This window comes from Moraxella sp. K1664 (assembly GCF_039693965.1).
In the GTDB taxonomy this organism is placed as follows: domain Bacteria; phylum Pseudomonadota; class Gammaproteobacteria; order Pseudomonadales; family Moraxellaceae; genus Moraxella.
Genome location: NZ_CP155576.1, coordinates 1,707,334 through 1,726,026, shown reverse-complemented (window position 1 = coordinate 1,726,026; position 18,693 = coordinate 1,707,334). Strand labels below are relative to the sequence as shown.

Sequence of the window (18,693 nt, the reverse complement as noted above, 5' to 3'; positions counted from 1 at the left end):
ATCTGAGCCATGCCTGCGGGTGGCGGAAAACCGTTAGGTTTGACAAGCTCACCACGAACGGTTTTCTTAATAACATATTTTTAAACCAAAACCTAAATTCATCATTAACACGGATACCACCATGAGCATTGATATTAAAAACATTCATAAACGCTTTGGCGAATTTACCGCCTTAAATGACGTAAGTTTCTCGGTCAATTCTGGCGAACTTGCCACCCTGCTTGGGCCATCAGGCTGTGGCAAAACCACCCTTTTGCGGATTATTGCAGGGTTAGAGACGTCCGACACAGGGCGGATTTATTTTGACGGCACAGACGTAACCGACACGCCCGTGCAGCAGCGTGGGATAGGTTTTGTTTTTCAAAACTATGCCCTATTTCGCCACAAAACAGTCGCCCAAAACATCGCTTTTGGCTTAGAACTACTCCCCAAACACCAACGCCCCACAGGGGGTGAGATTACTAAGCGAGTGACGGAACTTCTTGATTTAATTCAACTGCCCCACACCAAAGACCGCTATCCGCATGAGCTGTCAGGCGGTCAGCGTCAACGTGTGGCACTGGCTCGGGCGATTGCCACAAACCCCAAATTACTCCTTCTTGATGAGCCTTTTGGGGCGTTGGATGCCAAAGTGCGTAAAGAGCTACGCACGTCCCTACGCCAAATCCAAAAGGACATTGGCATCACATCCATCATGGTAACGCACGACCAAGAAGAAGCGGTTGCCGTGTCGGATACGGTGGTCATCATGAATCATGGCGTGGTGGAACAAATGGGTAAGCCTGATGAGCTGTTTGCTCGTCCTAATAGTGAATTTGTGGTGGATTTTTTGGGGCTTTAAAACATCATTCTATTTGGATTAAATGGTGCGTATTACGCACCCTACCGCCATTTGGTGTGTTTTGACGTTAAATGATGATATAAAAATTACCTTTAAAAACAATATTAGGATTATATTAAATAAATTAACCATAAAAAACACGCCCCATCGGACGTGCTTTTATCAGCTAATACTAGATTAACCTTTTAACACCGCAAAAATCTGCTCTTTGACCATGTCAATGGCTTGGGTGCCGTCAAACTGATGATAAGACGGAGCGTTCTCGCCTGACTGAGCCACCGCTTGATAATGGCCCACGAGCGTGGCAGTTTGGGTGTGATAGACTGACAAGCGGTCTCTGACGACTTCTTCTTTGTCGTCATCACGCTGTACCAACTCTTCGCCCGTTACATCATCTTTACCGTCCACTTTTGGTGGATTGTGAATGATGTGATAGGTGCGACCTGACGGCAAGTGAGCTCTGCGACCTGACATACGGCTGACAATCTCATCATCAGGCACGCTAATCTCAATGACATAATCAATGTCCACGCCTGCATTTGCCAACGCTTCGGCTTGGGGAATGGTGCGTGGAAAACCGTCAAAAATACAGCCATTAGCACAATCAGGCTCGGCTAAGCGGTCTTTGACCAGATTAATGATAAGCTCATCAGAGACCAACTGACCTGCGTCCATCACGCTTTTGGCAAGTTTGCCAAGCTCTGTGCCGTTTTTAATGGCAGAACGAAGCATGTCGCCTGTGGAGATTTGGGGAATATTAAATTCCTTTGAAATGAACTGAGCTTGTGTGCCTTTGCCTGCCCCTGGGGGGCCTAATAAAATAATACGCATGAGTACGCTCCAATGAACCACGAAATAAAATAACACTATAAACCACATTGCCCTATTGTTCAAGTGGTATTTAACCATTATTTATTATAAAAATAATGGCATTTACTAGGGCGTGCCTGCCTTTGGTATTTGCAATGAAAAATGAGAAAAATCGCAAGTTTTTCAAGGAAAAGTCCGCAGTTGATATTGAAATATCAACAAGGATTTTGACGATGAAAAACGAGATTTAGCCATTTTTCATGCAAAAATCAATCAAGGCTTTAAAACTCTACCGAATTTAAATAAAATGTTATCAATGTTCAACACGCCCTAAACTTACGGCACGATTTGTGAGATTTCCAAATTGACCGTATTTTGTCCTTTTTGTAATATCACAGGGTTCGCCATCAAGTCGCCCGATTCGCTGACCGCCCCACCACTGTGGCTGATACGAGCATTGACCGCAAGACCAACCCCTGCTTCACGCCCTGCCGTCAAAGTACGCTCGGGCATCATCGCATCTAAATCACTAAGCGACACCGTTACCCCCTGCACCAACTCACGCACCGACAGGCGTTTGACCGCATAAGGGGCACCGCCTGCCACGTCCGAGATAGAGACGAACAGCACGGCATTTTCATCGATTTGGGGGAGCAGACTGCTTGCCACGCTCACATGGACATTGACCCCTGCCATCGCTTTGGCTTCTTGGGCGTGAATGGTCGCCATCAGCTCATCTAGGCTTGCCAATGCCGACTGCCTGTCCGCACCGCCCTTACTGGTGATACTCTCACGCAGTTTGGCAACCCATGCCTTTGCCATCGTAAAGTTATTGGCACGCATCTCGCCCATCGCCATCATCATCATCGCCCCTTCATGGTCTGGGGTGTTTGAGAGTATGCCACGCAGGACATCACGAGCGGTCGCATCTAGCACGCCATTATTGGCAAAAAAGCTGGTCTGGGCATAAGTAATGGCAATCTCATCATTACTTTGGTCAAGGCGATAAGCACGAGCCAAGGCTTCTAGGGCTTGGGGCGTGACTTCTAATGCCATGAACAGCTCGGACAGTCGCATCCAGCGGCTCGGGTCATGGGCGTGATGATGAACGTTGGTTTGCATGGCACTGATGAGTGCGGTGCTATCGGCGGTCGCCCACTCGGGGGGCGTGTCTATCTTGCCCGCTAGCAAATCGTCCGCCACTTGTCCCACACTGTCTTGGGCTTGCCACAGCTTAAACACAGACGTGCGGTCGGCGGTTGTCAGATAAGCAAGCCCTGCCAGCACAGGTATCCACACCATGACAATGGCACGGCTTTTGATACCCACAGGGGCATAGGTCTCGGCATAGGTCTGGGCATCTAGCAGTTGGCGTTTGAGTTCAATCTCGCCCGCTTGAAAGGTTGCTTCATCTATCCGCCCTGCTTCTTTGTCCGCTTGTAGCTCGGCAATCCGCTCGCCAAATACCGCCACATTGACCGCCATGAGCTGATTGTCCACCGCCTTTTGCCCTTTAAGCCACGGATAAATCACCACCAACGCCAATACCACGCACAGCAGTACGGCTAAACTAAAAAACAAGAACAGCGTGGGGGTCATGGCGTATCCTTATCGGTTTGGGTGTGGGAATTTGAGGTATTAGAATGTTGGGCTTGCTCTGATTGGGGATTTTGATGTTTGGCTAAAATCTGAGCAACACGCTCTTCTTCGGCTTTGGATAAGGTAGCCACTTCATCAACCGCCACCGTCCGCCCTTTTTTGGCTTTATAAATCCAGCCTAAGATAAACACCACCAACAAAATGGGCGGAAAAAACCACAAAATCCACGTGGACGGACGCACAGGCGGTTTGTAACTGATAAAATCGCCATAACTGTCAAACATGAACTGGCGAATCTCGGTATCGCTCCTGCCGTCCTGTATCATCTGATAGGTTTGGTTTTTTAAATCCACCGCAATCGGAGCGTCCGACCCTGCTAAGTTTTGGTTTTGGCATTTAGGGCAACGTAACTCTTCGATGAGTGCCTTATAACGGGCTTCGTCTTCGGCACTTTTAAATTCATAAATCTCAATCGCCCCAAAACTTGCCGTACTTATCATCAAAGTTCCGACCACTGCCAGTATGGATAAGGTGTGTTTTAAACAAAATTTCATCATTGGCACGCCTGTGTTCTTTGGGTTTGGTTCGCTTGGGGGTTGGCTAGGGCGTCCATGCATGGCTTGATACTTGCCGTCCAGTTGCCTTCGTGTATCTCGCCTGTGATGTGCTTATAGACCACGCCATTGCCGTCCACCACGAACGTCTCAGGGGCTCCTGTCAGTCCCAAACTTAGCCCATATCTACCATCCAAATCCTGCACCGAGTACAAAAACGGGTCTTTGTATTGGTTCAAATAACCCAACGCATCGGCAAGCTCGTCTTTGTAATTCATGCCCACCATTGGCACACCTTGGGCGTGTAGCTCCATTAAAAAGGGGTGCTCTACCTTACAAGTCGGACACCATGACCCCCACACATTCATTAAAAATGGCGTTTTTGGCAAATTGTCATTGGTCATTACCCGATTGGGGTCGGATAATAAGGGCAAGCTAAACGCTGGCAAGGGCTTATTCATGCTTGTGGTAACCACGATGTCTGTCGGCTTACCCAAACGGTTAAAAAACATCACCATGAGTAAGGCAAAGATGATAAACGGAATCAGAAAAATCATCATGCGTTTTTGGGTGCGGTTCATGGTGTCATCTCCCCTGCATTGTCATTGGCTTTTGTGGGTTGGTCGTCTTTGGCGTTATCTTTGCTAACGTTTTCATCATCTTTGACAACTCTTTCGTCATCTTTGATAACTTTACCATTATCTTTGCCGTTATTTTTGCCATTATCTTGATTAACCGTTGTCGTTGGGCTTAGTTTGCTCTTTACCAAATCTGCCTTGACTTTCTTTATACGGTAGCGTTTATCAAACATGGCAATAAACCCACCCAACGCCATGATGATAGAGCCAAGCCACAGCCAACGCACCATGGGCTTGACGTGTACACGCACCGCCCATGTATTATTATCCACCTTGCCGTCCTTGACGATTGGCTCACCTAGGGCGACATACAGCTCATTAAACAGGCTCGCTCGCAGTCCCACTTCGGTCATCGGCATCATCGAGACGACATAGTTTCGCTTTTCAGGATAGAGCGTGGTGATGAGCTTGCCGTCCGCTTTGACTTGTATGGTCGCCCGTGTGGCATCATAGTTGGAGCCTTGCACTAGGTCAAAATCTTGCAAATAAAAATCATAACCCTGCACGTGCGTGCTGTCGCCCACCGTCATCGCCACATCTTTTTCTAGACTTAACGCACTCACGCCTGCCACGCCCAGTGCCGTAACCAGCACACCAATATGGGCGATTTGCATGCCATAGTAGCTTGGGCTAAGTTTACGCAGTCCGTTGGTCAGCCCCTTGGCGTGGCGAGTCTTATCCTTAATGTCAAGCCCGATAAACAGTAGCACCCACGCCGACAGACTCGCCGTGATATAAATGGTATGGTCAAAGGGCGTATTCTCACCCAGTAGGTTTATCATATACCAACCCACCACACCCAGTAGCAAGCTACACACCGCCGTCATCGCCAGCACTTTTAGCATGGGACGGCTGTCATATTTATACCGCATGGTCGCCCCCACACCCATAAAGGCAAGTAGCACCCATGACAATGGCACAAACAACGCATTAAAGTACGGCGGGCCTACCGAGACTTGACCGAGTTTAAAGGCATCAGCGATAATCGGATACAGCGTGCCTAGTAGCACCACCAGTGTCGCCACCAGTAGAATGATGTTATTAATAACCAGTATGGTCTCACGGGATTTTAACTGATAAAAACTCTCCACCGTCAAACGCCAACCACGCAGGGCAAACATCAATAAGCCACCACCAATGACCACCCCCAAAATCGCCAAAATTGCCATACCACGAGTCGGGTCAGCAGCGAACGAATGCACAGACGTAATCACACCCGAACGCACCAAAAACGTCCCCAAGAGCGACAGAGCAAAGCCAAAAATGGCGAGCATCATCGTCCACGCCTTGAACACGCCACGTTTTTCGGTAACGGCAAGCGAGTGCATAAGAGCAGTGCTGGCAAGCCACGGCATCAAAGACGCATTCTCCACAGGGTCCCAAAACCACCAACCACCCCAACCTAACTCATAATACGCCCACCACGACCCAATGGCAATCCCTAAGGTCAAAAACGCCCACGCCGCCACCGTCCACGGACGAGACCACCGTGTCCACACCGCATCAAGCCGACCCGCCCACAGGCTCGCCATACAAAAGGCAAACGGCACGGCAAGCCCCACATAACCCATGTACAGCATGGGCGGATGAAAAATAAGTCCGGGGTCTTGTAAGAGCGGGTTCAAATCCGCCCCGTCCACAGGCAGATTTGGCAGTGTCCGCACAAAGGGGTTTGAGGTAAAGGTCAGCATGGCAAGCATCATCACCTGCACCCCACCAAGCACCGACAGCACTCTGGCTCGCATGTCTAGCGGTAGTCCACGGCTACACACCGCCACGAGCATACACCACGTCGCCAGTATCGTCAGCCACAGCAGTAGCGAGCCTTCATGTCCGCCCCATGTCGCTGACAGCTTATAGTACCACGGGAGCAGGCTGTTAGAATGCCCTGCCACATACACCAAACTAAAATCGTTGTACAAAAACCCTGCCATGAGTGCCACAAAGGACACCAGCATCGCCAAAAACCCTGCCACAGCAAGGCTTGGGGCAAGGCGTTGCCAAGCGGTCTGATGTTTTATCACACCCAGTGCAGGCAGGACGGTTTGTAGTATCGCAAGCACCAACGCAAGCAGTAAGGCAAAATACCCCAGTTCGGTGATTAGCATAAAGACATTCTCATCAAGTTAGCGACGGCTATTTGGGTTTTGATTTTAATACTGTTAAAAACTGATTTTATTAATTTTTAAAAAATAAAAGTAATAAAAATTTGTTTAAAAATGAATTTTAAAATAACTCATCATTTTAATAACATTTAAAATTTATAAGATAACTTTTTAAAAAATAAATTTAATGGTTTTAATTTATAAATAAAATAAATCGTAGGGTGTGTAACACGCACCATTTAATGCAATGTAATACAATGCCGTGATAAATGTGGATACGACAATAATTTTAATATTGATTAAATAAACATTAAAATTAAATAAATATCATCAAACCATTAAAATCACTAAAAAAACACCGCAATCAAGTGTAGCCACCCTGCCAATAGCCCCGTTATCGCCCCCAAAATCACCAATGTCATCTCATCTTCTTTAAAGGCAGGTCTTAGCAGGTTTTGAAATTCATGGGGCGAGAGTTCTCGAATACGAGATTCAAACAGCCCAAAGATTTTGCTTGCCCGAGATGTGTTAAGTTTGGGGTCTCTAATGGGTATCATGGTCGCATCAATGGATTTGTCAATAATGGTGTCTTTAAAGGCACTTAGCTCTTTGTTATCCATACCCACTTTTAAAATGGATTTGACCACAGGCGACTCTAACAGCTCATATAAGTGCGATTTCATGAGTTCACGGGTTTTTGCCGAGCGACTGCCATACATCATCTCACTCATGATGTTTTCAAGGGTAACCAACTCATTCACGACTATCTCAGCAAAGACGCTAGACACTTCATCTTGGCGTTTCATAAAACCGCCCTGCCAGTCATAGACATGAAAATGGGGCAACATGGGTTTGACCCGACCATTATCATAGCGGAACAGACGGATAAAGGGGACTTTTTTGGGTTCGACAGGGTTAAACACCATCCAAATGGCAATCCAGTTGGTCAATGCCCCCCAAATCGCCGCAAAAAACGGCACCGTCCAATGCTGTGGCACAAAATAAAAAATCCCCATCTGAATAATCCCAAAGCCAAAGCCAATCACGGCACTGATTTTCCAGATGAAGTTAATCTCTTTTTTACCCACCCGCAAAAACATGTCCACCATGAGTTTACGGTCGCTCTCCATGCGTTTGACAATCATCGCACGCATGTCCACCAGCTCCTCAACATTGGCGGTTAGGTCAATGACCAAGGACTTCATCACCGCTGGCATCTCGCTGTGTGCATGAGCATAAATTCGCCGTCTAATGGCATAGGGCGTGTGTGTCCACAGAGCGTAGTAGCGTTCAAGCATAATCTCATCAATGAGACTCTCTAAGTTCTTATCCACCGTCTCAGTGATGAACTGTGCCATCTCCTCAGGCTCCATCGCCTGCAAAAACTCATCGATGTTGCCAAGTTTGGATAAAGTCTGGTCAACGATGACCCCAGAGATTTTGCCTGCTTTGGCAGGAACAATGCCTTGCCAGCCCAAGCCCTGCAAGCCCCACGGCATACCACGCACACGAATACCCCAAAACTTAATGGGGTGAAATAACATCTCCAACGCCATCCATACATGAGCCCATGTTACAAAAGCCGTAACAGGCGGAATGGTGAGCATGGCGATAAATTCGGGGTGTTCAGCTAGGGCTTGCCAGATGGAATTGAACATAAATCATCACTTGTTGGGGTTTGGCAATGGGCTAGACTATTGGCTAATTGACAAAATCAAAATTTAACAAAATAAATGGTAAACAATGGGTAAAAATAAAACGGCTAATTCTACCACAGTTTTGTCTATTTTGCCAAAACCATCACGCAAATCTTTGCCCAAATCTGCTTTTGAATAAATCGCATAAATTTGAACAAGTCTTTGAAAATATGTTATAATTAGGGGTTTTTTGCTATTCTTTTATAACAGTCATGACCTCATCACGTCCTAACGATTCTGACATCAGCACTCGCGTCTTTGTACGCCGAGTGATCGTGGCGTCGTTATTTGTGCTTATTGGCATGATTGGACTGTTTGCTCGTTATGGATTTTTACAGGTTCATCAGTACGATAAATACCAAACCAACGCTGAGAACAACCGCATTAAACTCATCTCCGACCCGCCATCACGGGGTTATATTTATGACCGTAACGGTGTGTTGCTTGCCGATAACGTGCCTGTTTTTTCTGCGGTCATCAGTCCCGATGAGATTGAAGACCCAGCCTATACCCTAAAACTGCTCACTCCCATCTTTGATCTGACCGATGAAGAGATTACGGACATTTTGGCAAGGATAGACAAATCTAAAAACGACCCCATTACCATCAAAATGGATTTAACCGAAGAGCAGATTGCTCAGTTTAGCGAGCGAAAGCCCTTTTTTCGGGGGGTGAGCATTCAGACCAAACTCACCCGTGTCTATCCCCATGACGAGCTGTTCGCCCATGTCATCGGTTATGTCGGGCGTATCAACGATAAAGAAGCCAAAAAAATCGCCGAAGACAACCACAAAAAAGCCCTGTATGCTGGTACCGACCTGATTGGCAAAATCGGCATCGAAGCCCAGTACGAAGAAGTCCTGCTTGGCAAACCAGGCTATCAATCCGTTGAAGCCAACGCTCATGGCGAGATTCTAAGACAGCTGGACACCAAACCCCCTGTGGCAGGCAACGATTTGTATCTAAGTCTAGATTATGGACTACAAATGGCCGCCCAAAAACAACTGGCAGGACGACGTGGGGCGATTGTGGCACTTGACCCAAAAAATGGCGACGTCCTTGCCTTTGTCTCCAACCCCAGCTATGACCCCAACCCCTTTGTCTCTGGCATATCCACCAAAGAGTATGGCATGCTTCGAGATGACATTGACCAACCTTTGTATAACCGTGCCTTGCAAGGGCTATACCCGCCTGCTTCTACCATCAAACCCTTTGAGAGCATGGGCTTTTTGCATTATGGCATCATGGGTTGGAATGACACCATTTTTGACCCTGGTTATTTTAGCTTACCGGGGGACAGCCACCGTTTTCGTGACTGGAAAAAAGGCGGGCATGGCACGGTCAATATGAGCAAATCCATCATCATGAGCGTGGATACCTATTATTATAAAAACGCTCACCGCATGGGCATTGACAAACTTCATGACTGGATGAGTAGTTTTGGTTTTGGCAAAAAAACAGGTATTGACCTACCCAACGAAAAGGGAGGTATCATGCCATCACCCAAATGGAAAATGGACACCTACGGCAAAGAATGGCTACCGGGCGAGACCATCTCTGTCTCTATCGGACAAGGGGCATTTTTGGCAAGCCCCCTACAAGTTGCCAATGCCACCGCCATGACCGCCATCAAGGGCAAACACCTAACACCCCACCTGCTCAAACGCTCCGAAGGGCAGGCTCCTGTAACCATCATTGACAAACCTGACGGGGTCATCCCCTTTAATGGCACCGAAGCCGACTGGGACAGAATGCACGCCGCCATGGAAGACACTGTCAAACGGGGTACAGCAAAGAGCATCTACACCACCCGTTATCGCATGGCGGGCAAAACAGGTACAGCACAGGTCAAATCCATCGCCCAAGGCAAAAGCTATAACAAAGCCGCCATCAGCTCCCGTCACTGGGACCATGCGTGGTTCTCAGGTTTTGCCCCCGTGGATGACCCCCAAATCGCCATCGCAGTCATCGTCGAGAACGGTGGTGGCGGTGGTAAAGTGGCGGCTCCCATCGGGCGAGCGTTATTTGATTACTGGATTCTCCAACGTGAGACCAACCCCATCACACCACCCAGCGATGAAGAATTGGTAAAAATCCGTGCCGCCAAGCGTGAAGCCATCAAAGCCAAAATCGCCAAGGCAGAAGCCGAAAAAGCCGAAGAAGAACGCAAAAAAGCCGAAGAAAACAGACAAGCTCATCAGCCATGAAAAAGCCAACCAAGCCCCATCATAAAGCCACCAACCAAGTTCGTATCATCGGCGGTCAGTTCAAACGCCGTAGTATCAGCTTTGTGGATGCTGATGGGCTAAGACCCACCCCCGACCGTTTGCGTGAGACACTTTTTAACTGGCTCATGGCAGACATTCATGACGCCAAAGTGCTAGACGTCTGTGCAGGCTCGGGCGTGCTGGGCTTTGAAGCACTATCACGGGGGGCATCTCACGTCGTCATGATAGAACCTAGCCCCACCCAAGCACACACCATCGAAGATAATGCTGACAGCCTAAAACTCACCCGCAGTCAGCTGTCCGTCATCAACGACACCGCCCAAACCGCCCTACCCACGCTTGGCACGCCCTTTGATGTCATCTTTATTGACCCGCCTTATGCACTTGATATTTGGCACGACATCATCAGTGGCATTATCGAGCATGGGCTTTACCACGCTGACACGTTGTGCTATATTGAGAGCAACACTGCCCTAGATGACATTCTTACCCCTTTTTGTGCCAATCTCTTTAAATCCACCAAAATCGGTCAAGTACATGCAGGGCTATTTACCCTGCCCATTTAGCCTGCTGTTTAACTTATGGTAAATTCCATTCAAAACACAACAAGGGTTTTTCCGTTTGTGGTGACCCATGCCTGCCCATAATGGTTTTCCCACCCACAGGCAGGTTCAGGGCGAGCAGAAAACCCAATTTGGCATACTTTTTAGACCACCACCAAAAAAACACCCACCAAGCGTTTACTTTTTGGGTAAATTTATTTAAAATAATCACTTATCGCCAAACCATTTTAACACCCCACAAAAACAAGAACATTGTTGCGTTTGGCACAGCCATCCCACTCTTTTTGCCATCTAGCAAGGTTTTCATGAAACGCATCGTTCTTAGCACATCTTCTTCTAGCCTAAACTACATTAACACGCCCCACGCTGCCCGTCTGGTGCCTTTTCACGTCATCATCAATGGCAAAGACCACCTTGATATCAGAGACATCGATACGGCTCGTCTGAGCAAAATGCTCTACGACAACCCCAACCTATCCGTCACAACCAGCCCACCAACCGCTGATGAAATCAATGCCCTATTTGACGAACTGTATGCCGAAGGCTACGAAGAAGTTCTGGTTTGCACCATCTCATCCGCCATCAGTAAAAGCCATGAGATTTTTAACACCCTAAAAACTAAATTTGTTGGCAAAATGAACATCTATGTTTACGACACCAAAACCCTAAATATTGACGAAGGGGCGTTGGCATTTGAAGCGGACTTGATGATGCAAGAAAGCAAATCCATGCTTGACATCATCAATCGCTTGGATGAGCTACGCAAAAACAGCCTGTTCATGTTTACCTTATCTGACCTAAACTTTATCGTCCGCAACAAAAAACTCTCCGCCCCTGCTGGCTTTATCGCCAATCTGTTTGGCATCAAGCCCATCATGTGGGTGGATGATATCGGGCGTGTCATTCCCCGTGACAAAATCCGCAAAATCGAACGTAGTATTAACTACATGGCAGAGACTGCCATCGCCCACATTGGCAACAAAGACGCTTTTATCTATATGGTTGATACTTCCATGGGCTTTTATACCGACAGTTTCCAAGAACTGTTTGTCAATGGCTACGGACTTCGCAATGTGCCAGTCATCCCTGTCTCCACCGTCTCCCTTGCCAACCATGGGCCGACAGGCGTGGGGCTGGGCGTGTATTACGGTAAAGTACCCAGAATCGTCAAATATCTCAAATAGTCAGGGTAGGCATGCTCTAACAAGCGGACTTCGGTTCGCTTTTTTGTTTTTGCTTTGATTTAAAATATCAAATGATGCTATTTACAAGACCAATGATTTTTAGTAAAATCATGGCAACTTACCAAAGGAATACCCATGAAACGCATCGTTCTTAGCACGTCCACTTCCTGCATTGGGCATTTATCAGTACCGCACGGCATTCGTTTGGTGCCACTTCACATCATGGTTAATGGCACTCATTTTTTTGGATGGCAAAGACATTGACACCGCCCGTCTGAGCGGCATGCTCTACCAAAACCCCCATTTGGACGTTTATTCCACACCGCCCACTTGCCAAGAGATTGAAGAGATTTTTGATGAGTTGTATGAGTCAGATTATGAAGAAGTACTGGTCTGCACCGCCGCTTCGGTACTGAGCCAAGCCCATGAGAATTTCTCAAAAGTCATCCCCAAGTATGTCGGCAAAATGAACATCTATCTGTACGACAGCAAAACCATCAACATCAATGAAGGGGCTTTGGCATTTGAAGCAAACCTAATGATGCAAGAAGGCAAATCCATGCTTGACATCATCCACCGCTTAAATGCCCTGCGAGCCAATAACGCATTCATCATGAGTCTATCTGACCTGAGTGTTTTGATACAAAGAAAGAAGCTCTCTGCCCCCGCTGGCTTTTTTGCCAATCTGCTTAACATCAAACCCATCTTATGGATTGATGACGACGGCTATGTCGTGGTCAAAGAAAAGGTGCGTAAATTTGAACGGGTCATGCATCACATGGCGGACATCGTCGTGGGTCAAACCACCAACAGAAACGCCTTTATATACATGGTAGACACATCCATCGGACTACATACGCATGAATTTAAAAGACTCTTAGCCAATGAATATGGACTGCATGACATTCCCGTCATTCCCATATCCACCGTCGCACTCGCCAACCACGGCCCAACAGGCGTGGGTCTGGGCGTGTATTATGGTGAAATACCAAGAATATTTGAGTATTTAAAATGACGATAAAGGTGTATTGTTACGATACGCCTTTATATTTACTTTATCGAAAGCTATTTTTAAATCCAGATAAAAATAAAAACAACCATTTTGCCTAAATTTTATCTAACAAATCACAATCAACACCGAACGATTATTTTTTAAGGCATTTTGATAAAATTGTTTAAATTTTTCAAAGTATTCTGCCAGCTCTTCGCCAATTTCATCCCATTCATCTTCATCATCCCAAATAGACGGATAAATATCAGCTTCTTCAAATTTGGCAAAATCTGCCTGTTTTATGAGCTCATTAATATCTACTTTATTAAGGGCATTGACCACATCAGCAACTTTATCGGCGTCTAACAAATATACTCCTTCATCACTTAGTGTGTCCACACCAAAAAAGCCACGATACAAGGCTAATTGCTCATCCGATTTTTTATCATTATAATCATCATCAGAGTTAAAGCCTGTCAATAAAAAATGCAAGCCGTCCCATAATTTATCAAGATTGGCAAAATCTTCATCATCAATCTTATCATCACGCTCTTCTAGATTTTCAAAAAATTCTTCCACGCTGCCGTCATTGTTATTTGACAATAACGCTTTATATTCTTTGGCTTGACTGTCGTCAATGGCATAATAACTGGCGTACATACCCATGATTTGCTCCTTTTGGGATTTAGGATTTAGGATTTAGGATTTAGGACTTAGGATTAAGCATTAAAAAACCAATCAGCACAATGCCAATTGGTTTTATTGTAAAACATCAAACAATCAAAATCAAATCAACGATTTCACCGCTTCCACGACTTTATCGGTGGTAATGCCAAAATGATTAAACAAATCTTTGGCAGGGGCGGACTCGCCAAAGGTTGTCATGCCAATGACTTTGCCGTCAAGTCCGACAAATTTATACCAATAATCGGTAATGCCTGCTTCCACCGCCACACGACTGCGGACATCGCTTGGCAATACACTTTCAATATAATCACGGTCTTGTTTGACAAAAATCTCAGCACATGGCATAGACACCACACGCACGCCCACGCCCTGCTCGCTTAAAGCCTTATGAGCCTGCATTGCCAAGTCCACTTCTGAACCTGTGGCGATGATGATGGCTTGCAAGTCGCCTTGTTCTTTGGCAAGCACATACGCCCCTTTTTCAATCAAAGCAACTTGCTCGTCCGTACGGTCTTGATGGGCAAGGTTTTGGCGAGATAGGATAAGGGACGTTGGGGCGTTGGCAGTTTGTAGGGCGATTTTCCACGCCACCGCCGTCTCCACCGTGTCGCACGGTCTCCAAGTGAAATGGTTTGGCGTTTGGCGTAGGCTTGCAATCTGCTCCACAGGCTGATGAGTCGGGCCGTCTTCGCCAAGCCCAATGCTATCATGGGTGTAGACATTGATGACACGCTGTTTCATGAGTGCTGACATACGCACTGCGTTGCGAGCGTACTCCATAAACATCAAAAACGTGGCAGTATAAGGGATAAATCCACCATGCAACGCCACCCCGTTGGCGATGGCGGTCATGCCAAATTCACGCACGCCATAATGCACATAGTTGCCGTCAGCGTGGTCTTGTACGCCCTTAGCACCGCTCCACAAGGTCAAGTTTGACCCTGCCAAGTCTGCCGAACCACCCAAAATCTCGGGCAATAATGGGGCAAACGCACCAATGGTATTTTGGCTTGCCTTACGAGTGGCGATGGTGTCGCCTTTGGCTTGGCAGGCTTTGATAAACTCGTCCGCTTTGGCATTAAAATCGCTTGGCAACTCGCCTGACAGTCTGCGTTGTAGCTCGCTCGCCTCACTTGGATATTTGGCTTGATAGTCGGCAAATTGGGCATTCCAGTCGCTTTCTAGCTTCTCGCCTTTATCGCACGCATTCCACGCTTGATAAATGTCATCGGAAATCTCAAAGGCATTGGCATTATTCCAACCCAATTCGCTTCGAGTTAGCGTAATCTCATCGACACCAAGTGGCGAACCATGACTGTCTTCTTTGCCTTGTTTGTTGGGACTACCCAGACCGATGATGGTTTTGCAGATGATGAGCGTGGGCTTATTGGTTTCGGCTTTGGCTTGCAAAGTTGCTTCACGAATGGCATCGGCATCATGTCCATCCACACGCAGTACCTGCCAATTATAGCTTTCAAAGCGTTTGGCGGTGTCGTCTGAGAACCAGCCTGTAACGATGCCGTCAATAGAAATGCCGTTGTCATCATAATAGGCAATGAGCTTGCCAAGTCCTAACGTGCCAGCGAGCGAACAGGCTTCGTGCGACACGCCTTCCATAAGACAACCGTCCCCCAAAAAGCAGTAGGTATAGTGGTTGATGATGGCGTTGTCGGGTTTGTTAAATTGTCCTGCCAAGGTTTTCTCCGCTAAGGCAAAACCCACCGCATTGGCAATGCCCTGCCCCAAAGGTCCTGTGGTTGTCTCAATACCATCCGCATAGCCGTGTTCGGGGTGTCCTGCGGTTTTGGCGTGGAGTTGGCGGAAATTTTTGATGTCGTCAATGGTCAAATCATAACCCGACAAATGTAGCAAGGCGTACAGTAGCATAGAGCCGTGTCCGTTTGACAGCACAAAGCGGTCTCGGTTTGCCCATTTGGCGTTTTTGGGGTTGTGATTTAAAAATTCACGCCACACGACTTCGGCAATGTCCGCCATGCCCATGGGAGCCCCAGGGTGTCCTGAGTTGGCTTTTTGGACAGCGTCCATGGCAAGGATACGAATGGCGTTGGCGTTGTGGCGTTGGTTTAAGGGGGTTGGCATGGTGTTTTTCCAAGTCTGACAAGTAAAAATTTGCGGTATTATAGCATGATTTTACAAGTCTTATAAAGGCTAATAATAAAACAGTTGTGCGATATGCGTGGCGTTTTGCTCAATGAGCGTTTGCTGTTTTTCTTGATTGTCTTTTTTGATGACTGCTATCAAAATTTTGTTGTGTATCACGGGCAAATCCTGCATTGTCATGAGCGTCATCTCATCAGCTCGTCTGCGTTTAAAAGAATAACTGTCGGACTCTTTGATGAGCACGCCTTTATTTTTTAGCGTACTTTTAATTTCATCACACTTTTTCTTATCATCTGTAATAATGGTAATGTCTTTTGCCAATATATAATCATCGCCCACTTTTTTTTCATAGAAATCTACCAAACATTGATTTAAAAATTCATCCATTGATGCGTTTTGCAATGACTGGCGATTGATGATTGGTTGGTCTGTGGCATTTTGCTTAATTTCATGATTTTTTTCTTGAATGTTTGATGTGGTAATATAAAAGTCATTGTTAATATTTTGCTCTTTTTTATCTTCATCAACATCATCACAAGATACAAAATTTGGGCGAATGTATTGAACAATATCAGACAACATCTTATCGCTCATCCTATCCACCATGGGCATGATTTTTTTATTGCGTTTTTGCCAGTAGTTAAAAAATGCCAAAAGCCATTTTTGTAAAGATTGATGTTCGCCACCATGACAAATCATGGGTTTTTCACATTCCAAGGTTTCAATCACATGATTTGGCAAACGACTGTCTGTTAATATCACGCCATAACCAAAACAAATTTTATCCACCCATGCTTTGTCAAATTTTACCAACAAAGATTGTCTTAATGCTTGCATGGCAGTGTCCGCCTGATGAAATGGTGAACCACCTGTATTGGTATGACCCGTTTTGTCTTGGTAGTACCAAATGCCATTTTGGCAGCTCACCCGACCGCCTTTGATTTCCAGCACAAATAAGCCATAATTCGTGCAAAGCAAAAAATCAATCTCCCCAAACCGTTTTTTGGGATGATGATGCAATTTAACAGAATGCATGACAACATATTGGTCTTTATCCACAAAACTTTGCTTTAAATGATTAAAGACCGTCTGTTCTGCCTTACTTTCCGTATGATATAGCATGGGTGGAATCATTTTCATGATTTTTTAGCCATACTTTGCAATTCTCTGTCTTTGTCAAAATCAAACCAGCTCATTTGCCTAAAATACGCCCAAAACCCTTTTTCATCAATCACATCATTGATTTTTGGTTTTTTTCCTGCGGTCTTAATAATGACTTTACCACCCTTAGCAGACAATGCAATGTCTTCTGGCAATACAATTTCATACGTTACTAGATTTAAGTTTTCACGGTCATTGATAAGTACCAATAATTTTTGCATTGATGTGTTAAAATTACCAAACCAAATATCCGATAATGGTGTTTTGATTTCTTGGGCATTTGTCAATCCTGAAACAATCGTCATATTCTGTGCCAGTTGCGTAAATAGCTTTTGGCTATGGTTTTGTTTATCGGCATAGCATTTAAATTCTTTGGACAACCCTTGCCAACCTGTCGCCACAGCAAACAATAAACTTGCCAACAACATATCAATCTCTCCAAGCTCACTGGTATAAATACCAGTTTTTTGCCAAAGCTCCAACACATCATCACGACTGACAAATAATATCACCGACCGCTGTAATGGTTTTGGGTATTTTTTTAATAAATCATCGGTAGATGCATTGGTAAAACGCAAATACTCTTTAATCTCTTCAACAAACGCCAAACTTTGCTCATTGCTTGATATTTGAGCCAAAGTGTGCAAAATAATGTCTTTTTTGCTGGCAAATTCAGTGCTGTTTTTATGAACAATCAACGCTTCAATCAATTGTAGCACCACTTGCCCAACGTTTGACATGGTTTGGTATTTACCCGAATGCCTTACCCAATTACCAATCTCTTGGAGCAATACATCATCTTTATCATTTAAATCAAAATGACTATTACCATGATGAATATAATTTAATAATTGCCCTGCTTTTTGATTGGTATTAGACAATATCATCAAATGATTGAGAATGGCAGTAATGGCATTTGCCAAATTTTGATTTAAAGGTTCAAGCGGTGGCAATTCAAAAAGAAATCCCAAGCTTTGGTAAACTTCAACATTCTCTTGTGTATTTTTTTGATTAAACAACTTTTCATTCGCCTTTTTGATTGGCAATGACAATGAATTGGCACTATTTAACAAACGCTCTTGAAAGGTATTTTCATCGTCAATATTTTTAAATACCACACCATCAACATCTGATAAAGAAATCGGAGCTGGTACTAATATCACTTCTGCCCCATTTAATTCATCATGATGAATATCAATCATTTGCCAAGCACCATTGATAAAAGCAGGTAATTCTTTGATTTGTCTTTTTATTAACTCATCAATAAAACTCTTTTTTAAAGTTAAAGTACAAGGTTTTAAGGTGCGTTTGTCTTCATCAATGTTGTATTCGTGCACATTTTGCGGGATTTTTTTAAACAGCGGAATATAATCACCAAACCAAGCCAAACAATCATGGTAATATTTATTACCCAAAAAACTCACCGGTGGCACCATGCCAATAGATGTCATGTATGCCAAGTTTAGATGGTTGGTTGCAATATGCCATGTGACTGGTCTTTTTGTCTTTGTCAT

The 18,693-nt window shown here is 45.4% G+C and carries 16 protein-coding genes and 1 pseudogene; 6 read left to right on the top strand and 11 right to left on the bottom strand.

Annotated features, from left to right (window positions below):
• Positions 1-121: 121 nt before the first annotated feature.
• Positions 122-835, top strand: a pseudogene (locus AAHK14_RS08665) (ATP-binding cassette domain-containing protein); the annotation flags it as partial.
• A gap of 183 nt (positions 836-1,018) precedes the next feature.
• Here AAHK14_RS08665 and adk read toward each other — a convergent pair.
• From adk to AAHK14_RS08635, 6 genes are all read right to left on the bottom strand, one after another.
• Positions 1,019-1,672, bottom strand: coding sequence for an adenylate kinase (gene adk / locus AAHK14_RS08660; protein ID WP_062499022.1), 654 nt, complete (start codon positions 1,670-1,672; stop codon positions 1,019-1,021).
• A gap of 315 nt (positions 1,673-1,987) precedes the next feature.
• Positions 1,988-3,250: a c-type cytochrome biogenesis protein CcmI gene (ccmI, locus tag AAHK14_RS08655; RefSeq protein WP_065256686.1), complete on the bottom strand. Its 1,263-nt coding sequence runs from the start codon at positions 3,248-3,250 to the stop codon at positions 1,988-1,990.
• A complete protein-coding gene (locus AAHK14_RS08650; protein WP_065256685.1) occupies positions 3,247-3,807 on the bottom strand; it encodes a cytochrome c-type biogenesis protein in 561 nt (186 codons plus the stop codon). The genes ccmI and AAHK14_RS08650 overlap by 4 nt, the downstream gene beginning before the upstream one ends.
• Positions 3,804-4,385: a DsbE family thiol:disulfide interchange protein gene (locus AAHK14_RS08645; RefSeq protein ID WP_065256684.1), complete on the bottom strand. Its 582-nt coding sequence runs from the start codon at positions 4,383-4,385 to the stop codon at positions 3,804-3,806. The genes AAHK14_RS08650 and AAHK14_RS08645 overlap by 4 nt, the downstream gene beginning before the upstream one ends.
• Complete coding sequence (locus tag AAHK14_RS08640) at positions 4,382-6,550, bottom strand: heme lyase CcmF/NrfE family subunit (protein ID WP_083108348.1); 2,169 nt, start codon at positions 6,548-6,550, stop codon at positions 4,382-4,384. The genes AAHK14_RS08645 and AAHK14_RS08640 overlap by 4 nt, the downstream gene beginning before the upstream one ends.
• 344 nt (positions 6,551-6,894) lie before the next feature.
• Positions 6,895-8,205 carry a hypothetical protein gene (locus AAHK14_RS08635; protein WP_065256683.1) on the bottom strand — a complete coding sequence of 437 codons (1,311 nt, stop codon included), beginning with the start codon at positions 8,203-8,205 and terminating at the stop codon, positions 6,895-6,897.
• A 251-nt stretch (positions 8,206-8,456) separates the two neighbouring features.
• Between AAHK14_RS08635 and mrdA the strand changes: the two genes are divergently transcribed.
• Both mrdA and rsmD read left to right on the top strand, forming a co-directional pair.
• On the top strand, positions 8,457-10,451 hold the full coding sequence (gene mrdA / locus AAHK14_RS08630; protein WP_065256682.1) for a penicillin-binding protein 2: 1,995 nt from the start codon (positions 8,457-8,459) through the stop codon (positions 10,449-10,451).
• Complete coding sequence (rsmD, locus tag AAHK14_RS08625) at positions 10,448-11,038, top strand: 16S rRNA (guanine(966)-N(2))-methyltransferase RsmD (RefSeq protein ID WP_065256681.1); 591 nt, start codon at positions 10,448-10,450, stop codon at positions 11,036-11,038. Before mrdA ends, rsmD begins: the two co-directional genes overlap by 4 nt.
• A gap of 13 nt (positions 11,039-11,051) precedes the next feature.
• Here the strand turns inward: rsmD and AAHK14_RS08620 are convergent, their stop codons facing one another.
• Positions 11,052-11,246 (bottom strand): hypothetical protein, encoded by a 195-nt coding sequence (locus AAHK14_RS08620; protein ID WP_062499252.1) that lies wholly within the window; start codon positions 11,244-11,246, stop codon positions 11,052-11,054.
• Between the two features lie 94 nt (positions 11,247-11,340).
• On the opposite strand from AAHK14_RS08620, the gene AAHK14_RS08615 reads away from it, so the two are divergent.
• From AAHK14_RS08615 to AAHK14_RS08605, 3 genes are all read left to right on the top strand, one after another.
• Positions 11,341-12,219 carry a DegV family protein gene (locus AAHK14_RS08615; RefSeq protein WP_065256680.1) on the top strand — a complete coding sequence of 293 codons (879 nt, stop codon included), beginning with the start codon at positions 11,341-11,343 and terminating at the stop codon, positions 12,217-12,219.
• Between the two features lie 135 nt (positions 12,220-12,354).
• Positions 12,355-12,483 (top strand): hypothetical protein, encoded by a 129-nt coding sequence (locus AAHK14_RS08610; protein ID WP_255518650.1) that lies wholly within the window; start codon positions 12,355-12,357, stop codon positions 12,481-12,483.
• On the top strand, positions 12,449-13,234 hold the full coding sequence (locus AAHK14_RS08605) for a DegV family protein (protein WP_065256679.1): 786 nt from the start codon (positions 12,449-12,451) through the stop codon (positions 13,232-13,234). Before AAHK14_RS08610 ends, AAHK14_RS08605 begins: the two co-directional genes overlap by 35 nt.
• A 102-nt stretch (positions 13,235-13,336) precedes the next feature.
• Here the strand turns inward: AAHK14_RS08605 and AAHK14_RS08600 are convergent, their stop codons facing one another.
• The 4 genes from AAHK14_RS08600 to AAHK14_RS08585 all read right to left on the bottom strand — a co-directional run bounded on the left by AAHK14_RS08600 (position 13,337) and on the right by AAHK14_RS08585 (position 18,693).
• A complete protein-coding gene (locus AAHK14_RS08600) occupies positions 13,337-13,876 on the bottom strand; it encodes a YfbM family protein (RefSeq protein ID WP_065256678.1) in 540 nt (179 codons plus the stop codon).
• A gap of 120 nt (positions 13,877-13,996) precedes the next feature.
• On the bottom strand, positions 13,997-15,997 hold the full coding sequence (gene tkt / locus AAHK14_RS08595) for a transketolase (protein WP_065256677.1): 2,001 nt from the start codon (positions 15,995-15,997) through the stop codon (positions 13,997-13,999).
• 69 nt (positions 15,998-16,066) lie between these two features.
• Positions 16,067-17,158: a nuclease-related domain-containing protein gene (locus AAHK14_RS08590; protein ID WP_065256676.1), complete on the bottom strand. Its 1,092-nt coding sequence runs from the start codon at positions 17,156-17,158 to the stop codon at positions 16,067-16,069.
• Positions 17,155-18,693 carry a hypothetical protein gene (locus tag AAHK14_RS08585; RefSeq protein ID WP_194092627.1) on the bottom strand — a complete coding sequence of 513 codons (1,539 nt, stop codon included), beginning with the start codon at positions 18,691-18,693 and terminating at the stop codon, positions 17,155-17,157. The genes AAHK14_RS08590 and AAHK14_RS08585 overlap by 4 nt, the downstream gene beginning before the upstream one ends.

Coding starts and splice junctions, on each gene's coding strand:
- adk (WP_062499022.1), bottom strand. CDS start 1,672: ATGCGTATTATTTTATTAGGCCCCCCAGGGGCAGGCAAAGGCACACAA.
- ccmI (WP_065256686.1), bottom strand. CDS start 3,250: ATGACCCCCACGCTGTTCTTGTTTTTTAGTTTAGCCGTACTGCTGTGC.
- AAHK14_RS08650 (WP_065256685.1), bottom strand. CDS start 3,807: ATGATGAAATTTTGTTTAAAACACACCTTATCCATACTGGCAGTGGTC.
- AAHK14_RS08645 (WP_065256684.1), bottom strand. CDS start 4,385: ATGAACCGCACCCAAAAACGCATGATGATTTTTCTGATTCCGTTTATC.
- AAHK14_RS08640 (WP_083108348.1), bottom strand. CDS start 6,550: ATGCTAATCACCGAACTGGGGTATTTTGCCTTACTGCTTGCGTTGGTG.
- AAHK14_RS08635 (WP_065256683.1), bottom strand. CDS start 8,205: ATGTTCAATTCCATCTGGCAAGCCCTAGCTGAACACCCCGAATTTATC.
- mrdA (WP_065256682.1), top strand. CDS start 8,457: ATGACCTCATCACGTCCTAACGATTCTGACATCAGCACTCGCGTCTTT.
- rsmD (WP_065256681.1), top strand. CDS start 10,448: ATGAAAAAGCCAACCAAGCCCCATCATAAAGCCACCAACCAAGTTCGT.
- AAHK14_RS08615 (WP_065256680.1), top strand. CDS start 11,341: ATGAAACGCATCGTTCTTAGCACATCTTCTTCTAGCCTAAACTACATT.
- AAHK14_RS08610 (WP_255518650.1), top strand. CDS start 12,355: ATGAAACGCATCGTTCTTAGCACGTCCACTTCCTGCATTGGGCATTTA.
- AAHK14_RS08605 (WP_065256679.1), top strand. CDS start 12,449: ATGGCACTCATTTTTTTGGATGGCAAAGACATTGACACCGCCCGTCTG.
- AAHK14_RS08600 (WP_065256678.1), bottom strand. CDS start 13,876: ATGGGTATGTACGCCAGTTATTATGCCATTGACGACAGTCAAGCCAAA.
- tkt (WP_065256677.1), bottom strand. CDS start 15,997: ATGCCAACCCCCTTAAACCAACGCCACAACGCCAACGCCATTCGTATC.
- AAHK14_RS08590 (WP_065256676.1), bottom strand. CDS start 17,158: ATGAAAATGATTCCACCCATGCTATATCATACGGAAAGTAAGGCAGAA.
- AAHK14_RS08585 (WP_194092627.1), bottom strand. CDS start 18,693: ATGACAAAGACAAAAAGACCAGTCACATGGCATATTGCAACCAACCAT.